The following is a 15,496-nucleotide window of genomic DNA, read 5'->3' on the forward strand; positions in this document are numbered from 1 at the left end:
CCGGCTCTGCCGGGCGAAGGCGCCGCAGGCGCCCCCTGGGTAGCGCTGCGCGCTACTTCGCGAGCTGAAGCTCCCTCCCACAAGGCCCATTCACGCCAGTCTGCGCTGAACCCCAAAAAACGCCCGAGGCCGCTCTTCGCTGGCCTCGGGCGCGGTGTCACTGCCCGCTTACACTGGGCAATGTGTGTCGATCACTCCTCGTCTTGCGGCAGGCCGCCGAGCTCCTCGAGCAGCGCCTTGTAGCCCTCGACCTGGTCGGCGAGGGTCTGGGTGACCTCGTCCTCGGGCATCCAGGTCACCGGCATCAGGATGCGCTCCTCGGTGACTTCAAGGAAGCGCTCGTCCTCGGTGGCCGCCTTCAGCGCTTCGGCGAGGCGCTCGACGTGGGCGTCCGGGGTGTCCTTGGGCACCATGGCCACCCGGATCTCGGCGGCGTTGATGTCGTAGCCGGCCTCCTGGAGGGTGGGGGCGTCCGGGTAGGCCACCAGGCGATCCTCGGCCAGGCTCAGCAGCACCGGCATCTCGCCGGTCTCGGCGTAGCCGGAGTGGGTGCCGCCGCTGTAGGCGAAGTCCACGTCGCCGGAGAGGATCAGCGGGGCCATGCCGGCGCCGCCGGAGGTGGGCACGATGCGCAGGTCGAGCCCTTCGCGCTGGGCGATGTACTCAATGATCATGCGGTCCAGCGCGGTCTGGTTGGCGTAGCTGGTGCCCGGGTTCTCGCGGGCGTACTCCACCAGGTCGTCCCAGCTGTCGCCGAAGGGGCGGTTCTCGCCGGTGACCAGGGCCGACTGGCCCAGGGTCACGCCGGCCACATAGCGGAAGTCATCCAGGTCGTAGGTGGTCTCGGTAGAGAGCGGTCCGAAGGTGATGGTCATGGAGGTGCCGAAGACGAAGGTGTAGCCCTCGTCGGTGCTGTTGGCCAGGCGCGCCAGGGCCACGCCGCCGCCGGCGCCGGGCTGGTTGACCACGTTGACCGGCTGGCCGAGCTCCTCGGTCATGATGTCGGCCAGCACCCGGGCCTGGATGTCGGTGCTGCCGCCGGCGCCCCAGCCGACCACCAGGGTCAGCGGCTTGGACGGGAAGTCGTCGGCCTGGACCTGGCCGGCGGCGCCGAGGGCTACGGCGGCGGAGAGAACGGCAGTAGTCAGCAATTTCATTTTCATGGTCGAAACCTCTTCATTGCGTTGTTGTTGCGCGAGGGAGGGGAAGAACGCCGGCGCCTGGCCGGCGGTCGGTCACGCCTGGGGTGCCTTAAGCCGCTTGCGCAGCCAGTGGCGATAGCTGGTCCAGCCCAGGTGCAGCACCATCAGCACCGTGAACACGACGAAGGCCAGGGCGATGGGGCGCTCGAGCAGGATGCCGATCTCGCCGCCGGAGAGGATCACCGACTGGCGCAGGTTCATCTCCAGCATGGGCGTGACGATGAAGGCGACCAGGAAGGTCACGAAGGAGTAGTCGAACGTCTTCAGGAAGTAGCCGAAGATCGCGAAGACGAAGACGGTGAGCAGCCCGAAGGTGCCGTAGCCCTGCACCTGGATGCCGGCCAGGCAGAGGAAGATCACCACCGAGATCACGATATGCGGCGGGACGCTGGTGACCCGGGCGAAGATGCGCAGGCCGTACCAGCCCACGGCGAGCATCAGCAGGCTGGCGACGATCATTCCCGAGAACAGTGTGAACAGCATCTCCGGGTGGTCGCGCAGCATCAGCGGGCCCACCTGAATGCCGTGGATCATGAAGGCGCCGACCAGCAGGGCGGCGGACACGCTGCCGGGAATCCCCAGGCCGAACAGCGGAATATAGCTGGCGGGAATCACCGCGTTGTCGGAGGCCTCGGCGGCGGCGATGCCGTTGGAATTGCCCTTGCCGAAGCTGTCCGGGTCCTTGGCGGTCCGCTTGGCCAGGCCGTAGGCCATGAAGGCCCCCACCGAGGGGCCAAGCCCCGGCAAGGCACCGACGAAGGCGCCCACCCCGGTGCTCTTGAAGATGGTCGGCAGGGTGCCCTTGAACTCCCGGTAGGAGAGGTCGTCGTCGGCGCTGTTGCCCAGCTTGATGACGCTGCCGGCCTTGTTGCGGCGGTACTCGTCGAGCTGCACGAACATCTCGGCCAGCGCCAGGGTGCCGATCACCAGGGGCAGGATCGGCACGCCCTCCATCAGCTCCGCATAGCCGAAGGTCAGGCGCATGGCGCCGGTTTCGGGATCGAGGCCCACGGTGCCGAGGATCACCCCCATGCCGCCGGCGGCCAGGCCCTTGAGAAAGGAGCCCCCGGCCATGCCGGCGATGAACACCAGGGCGAAGATCAGGATGGCGGTCAGCTCGTAGGGGCCGAACTTGAGCGCCACCGAGGCGAAGGGGATGGCGACCGCGATCAGCAGCAGGGTGGCCAGCAGGTCGCCGATCACCGAGGCGAGCAGGCCCACCTTGAGGGCCTTGCGCGGCTTGCCGGAGCTGGCCATGGGGTAGCCGTCGAGGCAGGTGGCCGCCGAGGAGGGCTCCCCCGGGGTGTTGAGCAAGATGGCCGAGACCGCGCTGCCGGCGGCGGTGCCCTTGGAGAGGCCGATCAGAAAGGCGATGGCGGCGTAGGCCGACATGTAGAAGGTCAGCGGGATGGCGATGGCGATGGCCACCGCCCGGTTGAGCCCCGGGATCACGCCGACGATATAGCCGAGCAGCACCCCGCCGAGGATGATGGCGATGGACTCGTAGTGGAAGGCGGCGGCGAAGGAGCCGAGGATGGCGTCGAATCCGATCATGTCATACCACTCCGATGCGCATCAGGTGGGCCGTGAGGCCATAGAGGCCGGCGGTGGGGACGGCGGCGGTCAACACCACCACGTACCAGCGGCGTTCGCCGAGCAGCAGCAGCAGGCCGCCGATCAGGGCCGGCGCCACCCAGGTCAACGGGAAGCGGTCGATCAAGGCGATGAAGCCGAGCACATACACAAACGGCCACGCCTGGTGCCAGAGGTGGCCGAGATCGGGAAGGATGGCGAAGGGCTCGCCGCGGCGCTTCAGGGCGATGGCGCTTACCACCGAGAGGGTGATGGAGCAGCCGAAGATCAGCCAGGCGCCGAGGGTGGCCAGCCGCTGGGGCTGCAGGCCGAACGCGAAGCCGCTGCCGCCGTAGGTGGGAATGATCCAGGTCAGCAGCAGCACCGTCACGGCGGCAACACCTAGCCCGGACCAGAAATTCTTGCGTATCATTGGGTTGCCTTCGGTTACTTGTTATTGGGATGGGCCGATGGGAAACGGTTGGCGCGATGGCGCAACGCACATGAGAGAATTGAAGCAGATGAGCGGGGCAATGTGACTTGGCGCTCCGTTGCACTCCAGTGCACTATCCGCAAAGCTGAGTGAGTCAGACTGCACCACTTGGCGTGCACCATTCAGCCAGGGCTCCGAGGAGCACTTCATGCAAGACGACTTCGTCGCTAACCTGCGTCTGCTGTGCAGCTACTACCCGTCCATTGCGGAGGTGTGCCGACGGCTGGAGATCAATCGGGCCCAGTTCAATCGCTACCTGACGGGGCGCTACCGCCCTAGGCATGCCGCCATGCGGCGCCTCTGCGCCTTCTTCGGCGTGGAGGAGCATGAGCTCTACCTGCCCCATGAGGACTTCTGCACTTTGGTGCAGGCCGGACGGGGGCCGACCGAGTCGACCCAGGTGTCGGGGGTGGGCTGGCCGGATGCGCTGCTGCACAGCGGCCGTGAGGACATGGCGCGCTACCTGGGCTGCTATTTCGAGTACTACCACTCGATGTCACGGCCCGGGCACCTGATCCGCACCCTGGTGTGCCTGGAGGAGCGGGAGAGCGGCGTCGTCTACCAGCGCACCGAGCGCATGCAGACCCCGGCCAATCCCCGACCCTGTCACAATCGCTACCAGGGCGTAGCCGTCAAGTTGGCCGACCGCATCTTCCTGGTGGACCACGAGACCCTCAATGGTCATGAGGTTACTCAGACCATCCTCTTCCCGAGCTTCCAGAGCCAGGTGAAGCGGCTCACCGGCCTCAAGCTCGGCGTGGCGGACAGCAGCGAGCGCATGCCCTGCTGCGTACGCGTCCTCTATGAGCGTCTCGATGAGCAGGTGGGCGTGCGCGAGGCCCTGGCGCAATGCGGGCTGCTGGCGCTCGACGATCCGAGCCTGGATGCCGAATTGCTGACCGCCGTGCGCAACGATGTGGCGCCGGGGGAACAGCACTTCCGGGCACGCCACTGAGGGGCGTGCCCGGGAGGCGGCCGTTCCCGATCGATCAGCCGAAGGCGTAGACGTCCATGGCCAGCACGCCGTGCTCCACGCTGTGGTGCAGCCGCTTGCCCGGCCCCCCGGCGCCCATGGCCACCAGCAGCGGCTGGAAGTGCTCCGGCGTGGGGTGGTTTTCCCGGGCCCGCGGGGCCGTCTCCCACTGCATGAGCGCCTCGCGGTCGTCCGCCGTCAGGCGCGCGTGCACCCAGTCGGCGAACTCGCCGACCCAGGCCGGCATGGCAGCGTCCTGGGGCCGCATCTCGTAGAGGTTGTGGGTCAGGCTGCCCGAACCGATCACCAGCACGCCCGCCTCGCGAAGTCCCGCGAGCTTCTCGCCCAGCGCCACCAGCTCGGCGTTGTACCACTCCACCGGCAGCGACAGCGAGACCACCGGCACCTCCGCCTCGGGGAACAGCAGCGACAGTGGCACCCAGGCGCCGTGGTCCAGGCCGCGCTCGGTGGGAACGGCGTTGAGCTGCCGGGCCAGGCGCCGCGCCAGCTCGGGGTCGCCCGGGGCGGGGTACTGGCACTCGTAGAGCTCCCGGGGAAAGCCGCCGAAGTCGTGGATCGTCTCGGGCCGGGCGCTGGTGCTGACCAGCAGCGATCGGCTGGCCCAGTGGGCCGAGACCACCACCACCGCCTCGGGGCGGAGCTCCCGGCCGAGTTCGCGCAGGAAGCCGTGGGCCGGCGTCTCGGTGAGCGCCAGCATGGGGGAGCCGTGGGAGATAAAGAGACTGGGCAGCATGGCGAGCTCCGAACAGGGGACTGCCTTCAGGATAGTGGTTCGCGACGGGAAGATCGATAGCAGGCTTATGAAATAATCGCCTGTCAATAGCCGGTCATCTCCAGGTAGCCCTCGCCCAGGCGCGCCTCGCTCTCGCGGTCGAAGGCGATCACCTCGCCTTCCCAGTAGGGCACGCTGGTGTCCATCCAGCGTTCGGCGTGGGGCGCCTCGACGACCAGGTCGAGCTCGGCGGCGGGCACCTCGAGGCGCCAGCGGGTGGGCACCTCGCGGCCCGCCACGGCCGAGGTGGCCAGGGGCGTCAGCGCCAGCTCGTCCGGGGCCAGGGGCCGGGGATCGCCCTCGGGGGTGATCCAGGTGCCCGAGCGATAGTCGCCGCCCGCCTCGCCGCCGCCGCGCAGCCGGAAGGCCATCAGCCGGTGGCCGTCGGCCAGGTGCAGGGCGAACCAGTCCCAGCCCTGCTGCTCGGGCCCCAGCAGCTGGCTGCTCCACTCCCGGTCGAGCCAGCCGCGCCCGCTGACCGCCCGGGTCTCGCCTTCCAGGGTCACCTTCCCCTCGATGCGCCAGAAGGGCTGGCTGACGTACATCGAGCCCTGGCCGTCGGCAGCCTTCTGGCTGAACCCCGCCTCCCCGTGGCGCACCAGGGGCCCCTCGGCGGTGAGGTCTAGCCGGTAGCCGACGCGCGCCTCGCCCTCGCCGTCGAAGGCGGAGAGGGTCAGCCGGGAAAAGGTGTCGGCGTCGGGGTCTTCCACCCGGGTGGTCAGCGCCCAGTCGTCGAGCCAGGCATGGAAGGGGTGGGCGCGCACCCCGGCCTGGCCGTCGTCATCCCGGGAGTGGCTGCGGGCGAAGCGCTCCGCCACCCGGTGGGTTTCGCCCCGGGAGACCGCCAGGTGTGCCATCCACAGCTGGTCGGCCACCCAGGGGCCCGGTGGCGGTCGCTCGTCCGGCGGCACCAGCGCCTGGCGAAACAGCGTCCACTGCAGGCCCAGGGGGTCACCCCGGTCGTCGCGGAGGTTGGCGGTGAGGTACCACCATTCGATGCGATGGTCGGGGTGGGGGCCGTGATCCTCGGGGAAGCGCAGCGGCGTGCCGGGACGCGCCTGGGCGAAGTCGCCGGCGGCCTCGCCCAGGCCGGCGAAACCGGCCGGCGGCGCGTCGTCCTCCGCGGGCGGGGCGGCGTCGCAGCCGGCCAGGGCCAGCAGCGCCAGCAGCATCGCGGCGGGGGCGAGACGGCTCATGGACCGCCCTCCTCGGCGAGCAGGGCGCGGGGCGGTGAGCGCCACAGGCGCAGGGCCGGCAGGGCGGTGGCCAGCAGGGCGACGCCGACTGCCGTGGCGAGGGTCAGCGCCATCTCGCCCGGGAAGAGATAGAGCGGCAGGCGCCAGCCGAAGGCGGCGACGTTGATCATCGCCACCAGCCCCAGCGCCAGGGCGATGCCCAGCGGCACGGCCAGGGCGCCGGTGGCCAGGGCCGCGGCGCCCAACTGGGCCAGCTGCACCCGCACCAGCCGGGCCCGGGGCACCCCCAGCGCCCATAGCGGCGCCAGCTGGGCGCGGCGCTCCCGGGCCTGGGCGAGCAGGCTGGCCAGCAGCGCCAGGGCGGCCACGCCCAGGGTCAGGGCGCTGAGCGCCCGGGTGATGGTGAAGGTCCGCTCGAAGATCTCGGTGGCGATGCGCTTCACCTCGCGCTGGTCCACCAGGCTGTCGCTGGCCAGCGCGAACCGCTCGCCCAGCTCGCGGGCCAGGTCGCCGCCGTCGGCCCCCTCGGCGAGCACGATGCCCAGCGAGCCCGGCGGGGCGTTGAAGCGGCTGGCCAGCACCTCGGTGCTGAACAGCACCTCGCGGCGGGTATTGCCGTAGTCGGGATAGATGGCGGCCACCCTGACCCTCTCCCGGCCCTGGGGGGTGTCCAGCGTCAGGCGGTCGCCGGGGGCGAGGCCGGAGGCGATGGCCAACTGCTCGTTGATAAAGGCCTCGCCCTGACGAAAGGCCTGCCAGGCGGCCGCTCTCCCGTCGCGGGTGGCCAGCAGCGGCCAGTGGGGCATCAGCGACTCGCCGGGGGTGATGCCGTAGAGGCTCACCGGCGTGCTGCGCGGGGCGTCGCCGTTTCCGGCAAGCAGCCTGGCCTCGCTGCGTCGGGTGGGCAGCCGCTCGGCCACTTCGGGGCGCTCGGCCAGCCAGGCGTCGATCGCCTCGTACTGGGCCGGCGGCGGGCGGAAGTAGAGGTCGGCGACCAGGCGCTGGTCGAGCCAGTCGAGAAACGTCAGGCGAAAGCCGCCGACCATGCTGCTCACGCCCAGGTTGGCGGAGAGCGCGATCAGCAGCGCCATCATCGCCAGCGACAGCCGCGGCAGCTGCAGCTGCAGGTCGGCCAGCGCCCACTGGGTCAGCGGGCGGCGCCTGGCCAGGCGCTCCAGCCCCGCGAGCCCCGCCGCCAGCAGCGGCGGCAGCCACAGGGCGCTGGCCAGCAGCAGCGCGGCGACCAGGCCGAAGCCGGCGATGAGCCCCTCGCCGGGGGGCTGGCCGGCCAGCCAGGCCCAGAGGCCGAGCCCCAGCGCGGCCACCGCCGCGCCGGCCAGGGTCATCAGCCGGAGCTGGCGGTGAAAGCCGGCGCGCCAGGCCCGCGCCTGGCCCAGCCCCAGCACGTTGAGCCTGGCCGCGCGCCACAGCACGCCGCTGCCGGCCAGGAAGAGGCCGCCCAGGGTGACGGCGAGCCCGCCGGCCCAGTAGTGCCAGGGCAGGCTGAGCTCGGTGCCCACCCCGGCGCCATAGAGGCTGCCCAGGGTGGCGGCCACGTCGGGCAGCAGCGCGCGCGCCAGCCAGACGCCGCTGACGATCCCGGCCAGGGCGCCGACCAGGCCCAGCAGCACCAGCTCGGCGACCAGCAGGGCGACCAGGCGCCGGCCCGACACCCCCAGGGCACGCAGGGTGCGCAGCAGGCCGAGGCGCTGCTCCAGGGCCAGGCCCAGCGCCGCCTGCACGATGAACAGCCCCACCACCAGCGCCAGCAGCGCCATGGCGGTGAGATTGAGGTGGAAGCTCTCGGTGAGCTGGCCCGGTGAGGCCAGGGTCTCGGCGCGGGTCAGCGTCAGTCCCTCGGGGGCGACCTCCAGGGCGTCCGGTCGGGTGACCAGCCGTGACAGGGTCTCGCCGCGCGCCAGCAGGTCCGCCGCGGCGGCGAGATCCATCACCAGGGTATCCGGAGGCAGCGCGGGCGCCATGACCAGCGGCGGCAGCCGCCGGCCGTCGGCCAGGGCGGGGGTGGCGCCCTCGGCCTCGCGCGGCGTCACCCCCAGGGCGGCCAGGCTGTCGGAGGCCAGCCGGGTCTGCCAGGGCGGCTGCAGGAAGTCGTTCAGGGGAGCGGTGCCGCTGGCGGCGGCGAAGGCGCTGTCGCCGGGCAGGGTGAGGGGGTCGATGCCGATCAGCGTCAGCCGGCTGCCATCGGGAGCGTCCAGGGTGCCCTCGAGCAGCGGCGAGACCGGCAGGCCGGCGCGGCGCAGGGCCAGGTAATCGTCGCGGGTCAGTGGCTCGCCGTCGCGGCGCTCCAGGCGGTCGAGCCCGGTGGTGAACAGCGCCTCGGCGCGGGCGTAGCTGTCCCGGGCCGAGGCGTTGATCGCCTGCACGCCGCTCCACAGGGCGCTGGCCACCCAGAGGCCCAGCAGCAGCATGGCCAGCTGGCCGGGGTGGCGCTTGTAGTGGGAGAGCAGGGTGGCCAGGGCGGTGAGCATCAGCGGGCCGGCTCCGTCAGGGCGACGGGGGTCAGCTGCCCGCGGGTCAGCCGCAGGCAGCGGTCCAGCGGCGCGGCCACGTGGGGGCTATGGGTGACCACCAGCAGGGCGCTGCCGCTCTCGCTGACCAGCTCGAGCAGCAGAGCGAGCACGCCGTCGGCGGTGGCCTCATCCAGGTTGCCGGTGGGCTCGTCGGCCAGCAGCAGCGCCGGGCGCGGGGCCAGGGCGCGGCCGATGGCCAGGCGCTGCTGCTGGCCGCCGGAGAGCTGCTCGGGGTAGCGCGTCTCGAGGCCGGCAAGGCCCAGGCGTTGCAGCAGATACGCCGACCAGTCGGCGCGCTCGCGGCCGGCCAGCCGCGCCTGCAGGCGCAGGTTGTCGGCCACGTTGAGGCTTGGCACCAGGTGGAACTGCTGGAACACCAGGCCCAGTGCGTCGCGGCGCAGCCGCGCCCGGGCCGGCTCGGCCAGCGCCGAGAGGGCCTGCCCCTCGAGGCGGATCTCGCCGCGATCCGGCAGGTCGAGCCCCGCCGCCAGGTGCAGCAGGGTCGACTTGCCGCTGCCGGACTCGCCCATCAGCGCCAGGCTCTCCCCGGCATCGAGCCGCAAGTCGATGCCGTCCAGCACCTCGAGGGGCCCCTGGGGAGTGGGGTAGGCCTTGTGAACCTGATGGAATTCCAGCATGACCACGCCTTTGTTGGGGGGAAGACTCATCCTCCCATAGGCGGGTTGCCTAGGCGAAGATACGTTCGAACTCTTCAGTGAAGTCGGTGGAAGCTGGCTCAATCCCGAGCAGACTATGGCAAAGCTGAATCAGCTTTCGTGCCGTCTGGAACAGCAAGCTGCTGAGCTCATGGAGCAGGTTGAAGTGCTCGGCGATCTCACCGTAGTCCGTGGCGTAGTCATGAGCCGCCATATTGCGTACGGCTCGGCAGCGTTGCCAATCCCCCATGGAGTCGATCACGCCCTGCTTCTCGAAGAAAGCCAGCACCTTGAGGAAACTGTCGGTAGGCTCACCCATCAACAGCGCGCTGTGGCGCATGGCGGAGGCAAGGGAATCCTGCAGCTTGGCAAACCGCTCATTGATGGCGGCCAGGGTCTCGAAGAGTTCCACATCCTTCTTGTGATGACCCAGCCAGTCGGCCTCAATGGGCCATTCCATCTTGGCGTCGGACTCATGGAGGAACCAGGCACAACGCTGGATGGCCTCGAGCAGCCTGGCCAAGTGGCGATGCTGCTCGGCAAGTAGATCGGTACTCATGCCGCATCATCCAAGGGTTGGGCTTGTGAGAGGGCGATAGCCTGAAACGGGGTCGGGGGCTGGCCCTGTGTATAATTCAGGATATCCACAGGCAGGTAGAGCGCCTGTTCCAGCGCGTATTTGATCTCGGCCAGTGCCAGGCGCGGCAGTGGCTCCATCGTGATGATCAGGATGTCGAGGTCTCCTCCGCGGCGTCTGTCATCCAGGCGGGAGCCGAACACCCGTATCTCGGCCTCGTCATCGGCCAGGTCGCGCACGATGTCGCGCAGGACTCTGGTCTGTTCATACGTCAAGCGCATTGCGAGTTACTCCATCAATGGCAAGATGAGTCTAGCAGCCTGTCGGACTTAACACTGATCTGCTTCGCGACGATCAGTCAAATCCGACAGGCTGCTAGTACCTTCGTGCTTCACTGGTCCCAGAGGAGACGCTGCCTTGACCGTCACGGTCTCGATGCATTTCGTCAACGAGCTGTTTCGCGGCGTGCCGGCCATCGCCCGCGACCAGGCCGCCTATCTCAAGCGCGCAGGGATCTCGCCCTTTCTGCTCGAGGCGCCCCACGGGCGGGTCACCGTGGAGCAGTTCGCCGAGCTCTATCGGCTGCTGGTCAACGAGTGCGACGACGAGACGCCAGGCTTCTTCGCCCGGCCGCTGCGCGGCGGCACCCTCAAGCTGCTCTGCCTGAGCGTGCTCGAGGCGCCGACCCTGAAGGTGGCGCTGCACCGCTACACGCTGTTCTTTCGTATTCTGCTCGATGACTTCGGCTACGACTACTCCGTCGAGGGGGAGCTGGCACGGGTGGCGCTGGTGGAACGGCAGCCGCCGGCGGGCAGCCGCATCCTCGTCCACGAGCTGATGCTCAAGCTGTTCCACGGCATCGCCTCCTGGATGGTGGCGCGCAAGATCCCGCCGATCATGATGGAGTGCGCCTACCCCCAGCCGGCCCACAGCGCCGACTACCTCTACTTCTATCCCGGCCGGGTGCGCTTCGAGCGGCCGGAATCGGCCATGTACTTCGACCGCGCGGTGCTGGACGAGCCGATCCGCCAGACCAAGAAGCACCTGGGGGCCTTCCTGCGCCGGGCGCCGGCGGACTGGTTCTACGTCTCCTTCGAGGATCGCCTGGTCTCGCACCGGGTGCGCGAGCATCTCTCCCGCAACCTGGCCACCTCCGGCTCGGTGCGGGACGTGGCGGCGGCGCTGCACATGTCGGTGCGCACACTCTCCCGGCGACTGGCCGCCGAGGGCACCCACTTCCAGGCGGTGAAGGACGAGTTTCGCCGCGACTACGCCATCCAGGCCCTGACTCGCAGCGACCGGCCCCTGCTGGGGATCTCCGAGGCGCTGGGGTTCGAGGACCTGGCGTGTTTCAGTCGCGCCTTCAAGGCGTGGACGGGCAACTCGCCTGCCGCCTATCGGCGGGCGCTATTGCCGCCCGTCCCCGCCCCCTGAGCGTAGGCCCGATCAGACCTCCTGGCGGATGCGCTTCTTGTCGAGCTTGCCCACGCTGGTCTTGGGGATCTCGTCGACGAAGCGGATAAAGGAGGGAATCGCCCAGCGATTGATCTTGCCCTGCTCGACGAACCGGGTGAGGAACGCCTTGACCGCCTCGGCGTCGGGCGGGCTCGCCGGGTCGCTGGCCACGGCCAGGGCCGCGGGCCGCTCGCCCCACTGGTCGTCGGCCACGCCGATCACCGCCACCTCCTCGATGCCCGGGACCTGGCCGATCAGGTTCTCCAGCTCCAGCGACGAGATCCACTCCCCGCCGGTCTTGATCACGTCCTTGATGCGGTCGCGGATCTGCAGGAAGCTGCGCTCGTCCAGGGCGGCGACGTCGCCGGTGTGCAGCCAGCCGTCGCGCCACAGCTCCTCGCTGCGGGTCTGCTCCTTGTAGTAGCCCTGGGTCAGCCAGGGGGCGCGCACCCTGACCTCGCCGACGCTCTCGCCGTCCTGGGGCAGCGGGGTGCCCGATTCGTCGACCACCTGCAGGCTGACCAGCGGCACGGCGACCCCGGCCTTGCAGCGCCACGGCAGTTGGGTCTCGAAGTCCGCCTCGGCGATATCCCGGGGCAGGATGTCGGCGGTCAGCAGTGGGCAGGTCTCGGACATGCCGTAGGCGCTGCGGGTGTCGATGCCCAGCTCCCAGGCCTTGCGGGCCAGCGGCTGGGTCAGCGGGCTGCCGCCCACCAGCACCTTCCACCCGGAGAGGTCGACCCTGCCCGAGGCGATGGGCTCGGCCGAGACCACCATATTGAGCAGCGTCGGCACGCAGTGGGAGAAGTCGACCTTCTCGCCCACCAGCAGCTTGACCAGCATCTCCGGCTCGTAGCGGCCGGGGTAGACCTGGGTGGCGCCCATCAGGGTAGCGGTGTAGGGCACCCCCCAGGCGTGGACGTGGAACATGGGGGTGATCGGCATGTACACCTTGTCGCGATTGAGCAGCTCGAAGCCCGGCGACTGGAAGGTACTGGCCTCGCCCAGGGTGTGCAGCACCAGCTGACGATGGGTGAAGAACACCCCCTTGGGATTGCCGGTGGTACCGGTGGTGTAGAACAGCGTGGCCACGGCGTTCTCGTCGAAGACGGGGAAGTCGTAGTGGCCGGGCTGCTCGGCCAGCAGCGCCTCGTATTCGCCCACCAGCGGCAGGGCGCTCTCCAGGGGACGGGGTTCATCCTGGCACAGCAGATAGCCGCGGATGCGCGGCAGCCGCTCGGCCAGCGGCTCCAGCAGCGGCACGAAGTCCTCGTGCACCAGCACGAAGTCGTCCTCGGCGTGCTCCATGGTGTAGTGGATCTGCTCCGGGGCCAGGCGCACGTTCACCGTGTGCAGCACCGCGCCGAGCATGGGGATGGCGAAGAAGGCCTCCAGGTAGCGGTGGCTGTCCCAGTCGAGCACCGCCACCACGTCCCCGGCGCCCACGCCCTGGGCGGTGAGCAGGTGGGCCAGCTGATGGACCCGCTCGCGGAAGCGGCGGTAGCTGTGGCGGCTCAGGTCGCGGTAGACGATGGGGTTGTCGCCGGCCATGCGCACCCCGGAGTCGAGCAGGTCGCCGATCAACAGCGGCGGGTTGGTGGCCGAGGGCGTGGCGGGCAGGATCTTGGGAGTGACGGTGCTCATGGGTGGCTCCTTGTCGTTGTTGTTTACTGGCAGAAGGTGGGGCCCGCTCAGCCGAAGCGCTCGATCAGCAGGGCGATGCCCTGGCCGCCGCCGATGCACAGGGTGATCAGGGCGTAGCGGCCGGCGATGCGCTCCAGCTCGGCCAGCGCCTTGATCGTGAGTATCGCGCCGGTGGCGCCCACCGGATGGCCCAGGCCCACGGCGCCGCCGTTGGGGTTGAGCCGCTCGGCGGGGAAGTCGAGGGCCTGGGCCACCGCCATGGCCTGGGCGGCGAAAGCCTCGTTGGATTCGATGACGTCGATGTCGCCGATGCCGAGGCCGGCCTGCTCGAGGCAGCGGGTGACCGCGGGAATCGGCCCCAGGCCCATCACCTCGGGCTCGACCCCGGCCACGGTGCCGGTGACCAGCCGCGCCCGGGCCTTCAGGCCGCGGCGGGCGGCCGCGTCGGCGTCGGCCAGCACCAGGCTGGCGGCGCCGTCGTTGAGCCCCGAGGCGTTGCCGGCGGTGACCAGGCCGTCTTTCTGGAAGGCGGGCCTGAGTCGCGCCAGGTCCTCCAGGGTGATGGCGTCACGCACGTGCTCGTCCTGGGCAAAGACCCGCTCGCCCCTCCCTTCGCGCACGCTGACCGGCAGGATCTGGTCGGTGAAGCGCCCCTCGGAGATGGCGCGGGCGGCCTTGCGGTGGCTCTCCAGGGCGAACTGGTCGACCGCCTCGCGGGTCAGGCCGTAGCGGCTGGCGATATTCTCGGCGGTGCAGCCCATGTGGCCGCTGCCGAAGGGGTCGCTGAGGATGCCCAGGGTCAGGTCGGTGACCGCGGCGTGGCCCATGCGCAGCCCGAAGCGTGCCTGGGGCGGCATCAGATAGGCGCCGCGGCTCATGGATTCGGCGCCGCCGGCCAGGGCGAATTTGCTGTCGCCCAGGGCGATCTGCTGGGCGGCGCTGAGCAGCGCCTGCACGCCGGAGCCGCACAGCCGGTTGACGTTGAAGGCGCCGGCGCTGTCGGGCACGCCGGCGTCGCGGGCGATATGGCGTGCCAGGTAGGCGTCCTGGGGGCCGGTGGCGATGATATGGCCGTAGACGGCGTGGTCGATGGCCTCGGCCTCCAGCCCGGCGCGGCTGAGCGCTTCCCTGGCGGTGAGGGTGCCCATCTCGTGGGGGGCGAGTCCGGCCAGGCTGCCGCCGAAGCCGCCGATGGGGGTGCGAACGCCATCGAGGATGACGACGGAATCCAGATGCATGGGGTGTCTCCAGTGTTAGGCCTTTCCCAGCAGCGAGCGAGCGATCACTTCGCGCATGATCTCCGAGGTGCCGGCGTAGATGGTCTGGATGCGGGCGTCCAGGTAGAAGCGTGAGATCGGGTATTCGCGGGTGTAGCCGTAGCCGCCGAACAGTTGCAGGCAGTCGTCGATGGTGCGGCACTGCATCTCGCTGAGCTGCAGCTTGAGCACCGCGGCGTCGGTGGCGTTCATCTCGCCCCGGCGGTAGCGGCCCACGCACTGCGCGAAGTAGGCGCGCCCCATCTCGATCTGGGCGCGCACGTCGGCCAGGGTGAAGCGGGTGTTCTGGAAGTCGCCCACCGTGCGGCCGAAGGCGCGCCGCTCCTTCACGTAGTCCAGGGTCAGCGCCAGGGCGCCCTCCATGGCGCCCAGGGCCTGGGCCGCCACCCCCAGCCGCTCGCGGGGCAGCTCCTGCATCAGGTAGGCGAAGCCGGCGCCAGGCTCGCCGAGCAGGGCGTCGGCGGGCAGCGCCATGCCGTCGAAGAAGAGCTCGGCGGTGTCGCTGGCGTGCTGGCCGATCTTCTTGATCGGCTGGCCCCGCGAGAAGCCGGGCAGCGAGGCGTCCACCAGGAACAGCGAGACCCCCTTGGCGCCGGCGGCGGGGTCGGTCTTGGCGCAGACGATCACCAGGTCGGCCACCTGGCCGTTGGTGATGAACAGCTTGCTGCCGTCGAGGCGCCAGCCGCTTTCCGTGCGCTGGGCGCGGGTCTTCATCGCCGCCAGGTCGCTGCCGGCGCCGGGCTCGGTCATGGCGATGGCGCCGATCGCCTCGCCCCTGGCCATGGCCGGCAGCCAGCGCTGCTGCTGCGACTCGGTGGCGATATGCAGCAGGTAGGGCATGACGATGTTGGCGTGGATGTTGTAGGCGCTGGCAAGCCCGCCGAAGCCCTGGCGGGAGATCTCCTCCAGGGCCATGGGCACGATGGCGAAGTCGGCGCCGGCACCGCCCAGCGCCTCGGGCAGGTCGATGCCCAGCAGTCCCGCCTGGCCGAGCCTTTGCCATAGCGAGCGCGGCATCTCGCCGGCGGTTTCCCAGGCCTCGTAGTGGGGCGCCACCTCCTGCTCCAGGAAGCGGCGAATCATGTCGAGAAACAGCGGCGTCATGTCGTCATGGGGTGTGGTCATGG

14 protein-coding genes are annotated in these 15,496 nt (G+C 70.0%); 2 read left to right on the forward strand and 12 right to left on the reverse strand.

All coding sequences use genetic code 11. From position 1 onward, the window contains the following. Window positions 1-191: 191 nt before the first annotated feature. The 3 genes from ACZIYR_RS01450 to ACZIYR_RS01460 all read right to left on the reverse strand — a co-directional run bounded on the left by ACZIYR_RS01450 (window position 192) and on the right by ACZIYR_RS01460 (window position 3,207). Window positions 192-1,163 carry a Bug family tripartite tricarboxylate transporter substrate binding protein gene (locus ACZIYR_RS01450; protein ID WP_483527982.1) on the reverse strand — a complete coding sequence of 324 codons (972 nt, stop codon included), beginning with the start codon at window positions 1,161-1,163 and terminating at the stop codon, window positions 192-194. A gap of 72 nt (window positions 1,164-1,235) precedes the next feature. Next, window positions 1,236-2,756, reverse strand: a complete 1,521-nt coding sequence (locus ACZIYR_RS01455) for a tripartite tricarboxylate transporter permease (protein ID WP_483527983.1) — start codon at window positions 2,754-2,756, stop codon at window positions 1,236-1,238. Window position 2,757: 1 nt separating this feature from the next. Continuing rightward, window positions 2,758-3,207, reverse strand: a complete 450-nt coding sequence (locus tag ACZIYR_RS01460) for a hypothetical protein (protein WP_483527984.1) — start codon at window positions 3,205-3,207, stop codon at window positions 2,758-2,760. Between the two features lie 208 nt (window positions 3,208-3,415). Here ACZIYR_RS01460 and ACZIYR_RS01465 point away from each other — a divergent pair, with 208 nt between their 5' ends. Further along, complete coding sequence (locus tag ACZIYR_RS01465; protein ID WP_483527985.1) at window positions 3,416-4,222, forward strand: helix-turn-helix domain-containing protein; 807 nt, start codon at window positions 3,416-3,418, stop codon at window positions 4,220-4,222. Window positions 4,223-4,256: 34 nt separating this feature from the next. Here ACZIYR_RS01465 and ACZIYR_RS01470 read toward each other — a convergent pair whose 3' ends face one another. From ACZIYR_RS01470 to ACZIYR_RS01495, 6 genes are all read right to left on the reverse strand, one after another. Then, window positions 4,257-4,994, reverse strand: a complete 738-nt coding sequence (locus ACZIYR_RS01470; RefSeq protein WP_483527986.1) for a dioxygenase family protein — start codon at window positions 4,992-4,994, stop codon at window positions 4,257-4,259. Between the two features lie 83 nt (window positions 4,995-5,077). Then, window positions 5,078-6,229, reverse strand: a complete 1,152-nt coding sequence (locus ACZIYR_RS01475) for a lipocalin-like domain-containing protein (protein ID WP_483527987.1) — start codon at window positions 6,227-6,229, stop codon at window positions 5,078-5,080. Then, window positions 6,226-8,718, reverse strand: coding sequence for an FtsX-like permease family protein (locus tag ACZIYR_RS01480; RefSeq protein ID WP_483527988.1), 2,493 nt, complete (start codon window positions 8,716-8,718; stop codon window positions 6,226-6,228). Before ACZIYR_RS01480 ends, ACZIYR_RS01475 begins: the two co-directional genes overlap by 4 nt. Then, a complete protein-coding gene (locus ACZIYR_RS01485; RefSeq protein ID WP_473032125.1) occupies window positions 8,718-9,398 on the reverse strand; it encodes an ABC transporter ATP-binding protein in 681 nt (226 codons plus the stop codon). The genes ACZIYR_RS01480 and ACZIYR_RS01485 overlap by 1 nt, the downstream gene beginning before the upstream one ends. A gap of 49 nt (window positions 9,399-9,447) precedes the next feature. After that, entirely contained in the window at window positions 9,448-9,975 is a 528-nt protein-coding gene (locus tag ACZIYR_RS01490; RefSeq protein ID WP_473032126.1) for a hypothetical protein, read from the reverse strand. Next, window positions 9,972-10,274 (reverse strand): nucleotidyltransferase family protein, encoded by a 303-nt coding sequence (locus tag ACZIYR_RS01495; RefSeq protein WP_473032127.1) that lies wholly within the window; start codon window positions 10,272-10,274, stop codon window positions 9,972-9,974. The genes ACZIYR_RS01490 and ACZIYR_RS01495 overlap by 4 nt, the downstream gene beginning before the upstream one ends. Before the next feature lie 136 nt (window positions 10,275-10,410). Here ACZIYR_RS01495 and ACZIYR_RS01500 point away from each other — a divergent pair, with 136 nt between their 5' ends. Next, window positions 10,411-11,427, forward strand: coding sequence for an AraC family transcriptional regulator (locus ACZIYR_RS01500; RefSeq protein ID WP_483527989.1), 1,017 nt, complete (start codon window positions 10,411-10,413; stop codon window positions 11,425-11,427). 12 nt (window positions 11,428-11,439) lie between these two features. Here ACZIYR_RS01500 and ACZIYR_RS01505 read toward each other — a convergent pair whose 3' ends face one another. From ACZIYR_RS01505 to ACZIYR_RS01515, 3 genes are read right to left on the reverse strand one after another with little or no spacing between them, the layout of a single operon-like run. Then, entirely contained in the window at window positions 11,440-13,092 is a 1,653-nt protein-coding gene (locus ACZIYR_RS01505; protein WP_483527990.1) for a fatty acid--CoA ligase, read from the reverse strand. 47 nt (window positions 13,093-13,139) lie between these two features. Then, a complete protein-coding gene (bktB, locus tag ACZIYR_RS01510; RefSeq protein WP_483527991.1) occupies window positions 13,140-14,330 on the reverse strand; it encodes a beta-ketothiolase BktB in 1,191 nt (396 codons plus the stop codon). A gap of 15 nt (window positions 14,331-14,345) precedes the next feature. Next, entirely contained in the window at window positions 14,346-15,494 is a 1,149-nt protein-coding gene (locus tag ACZIYR_RS01515) for an acyl-CoA dehydrogenase family protein (protein WP_483527992.1), read from the reverse strand. Window positions 15,495-15,496: the final 2 nt, after the last annotated feature.

The organism is Billgrantia sp. NRB1 (assembly GCF_056921725.1).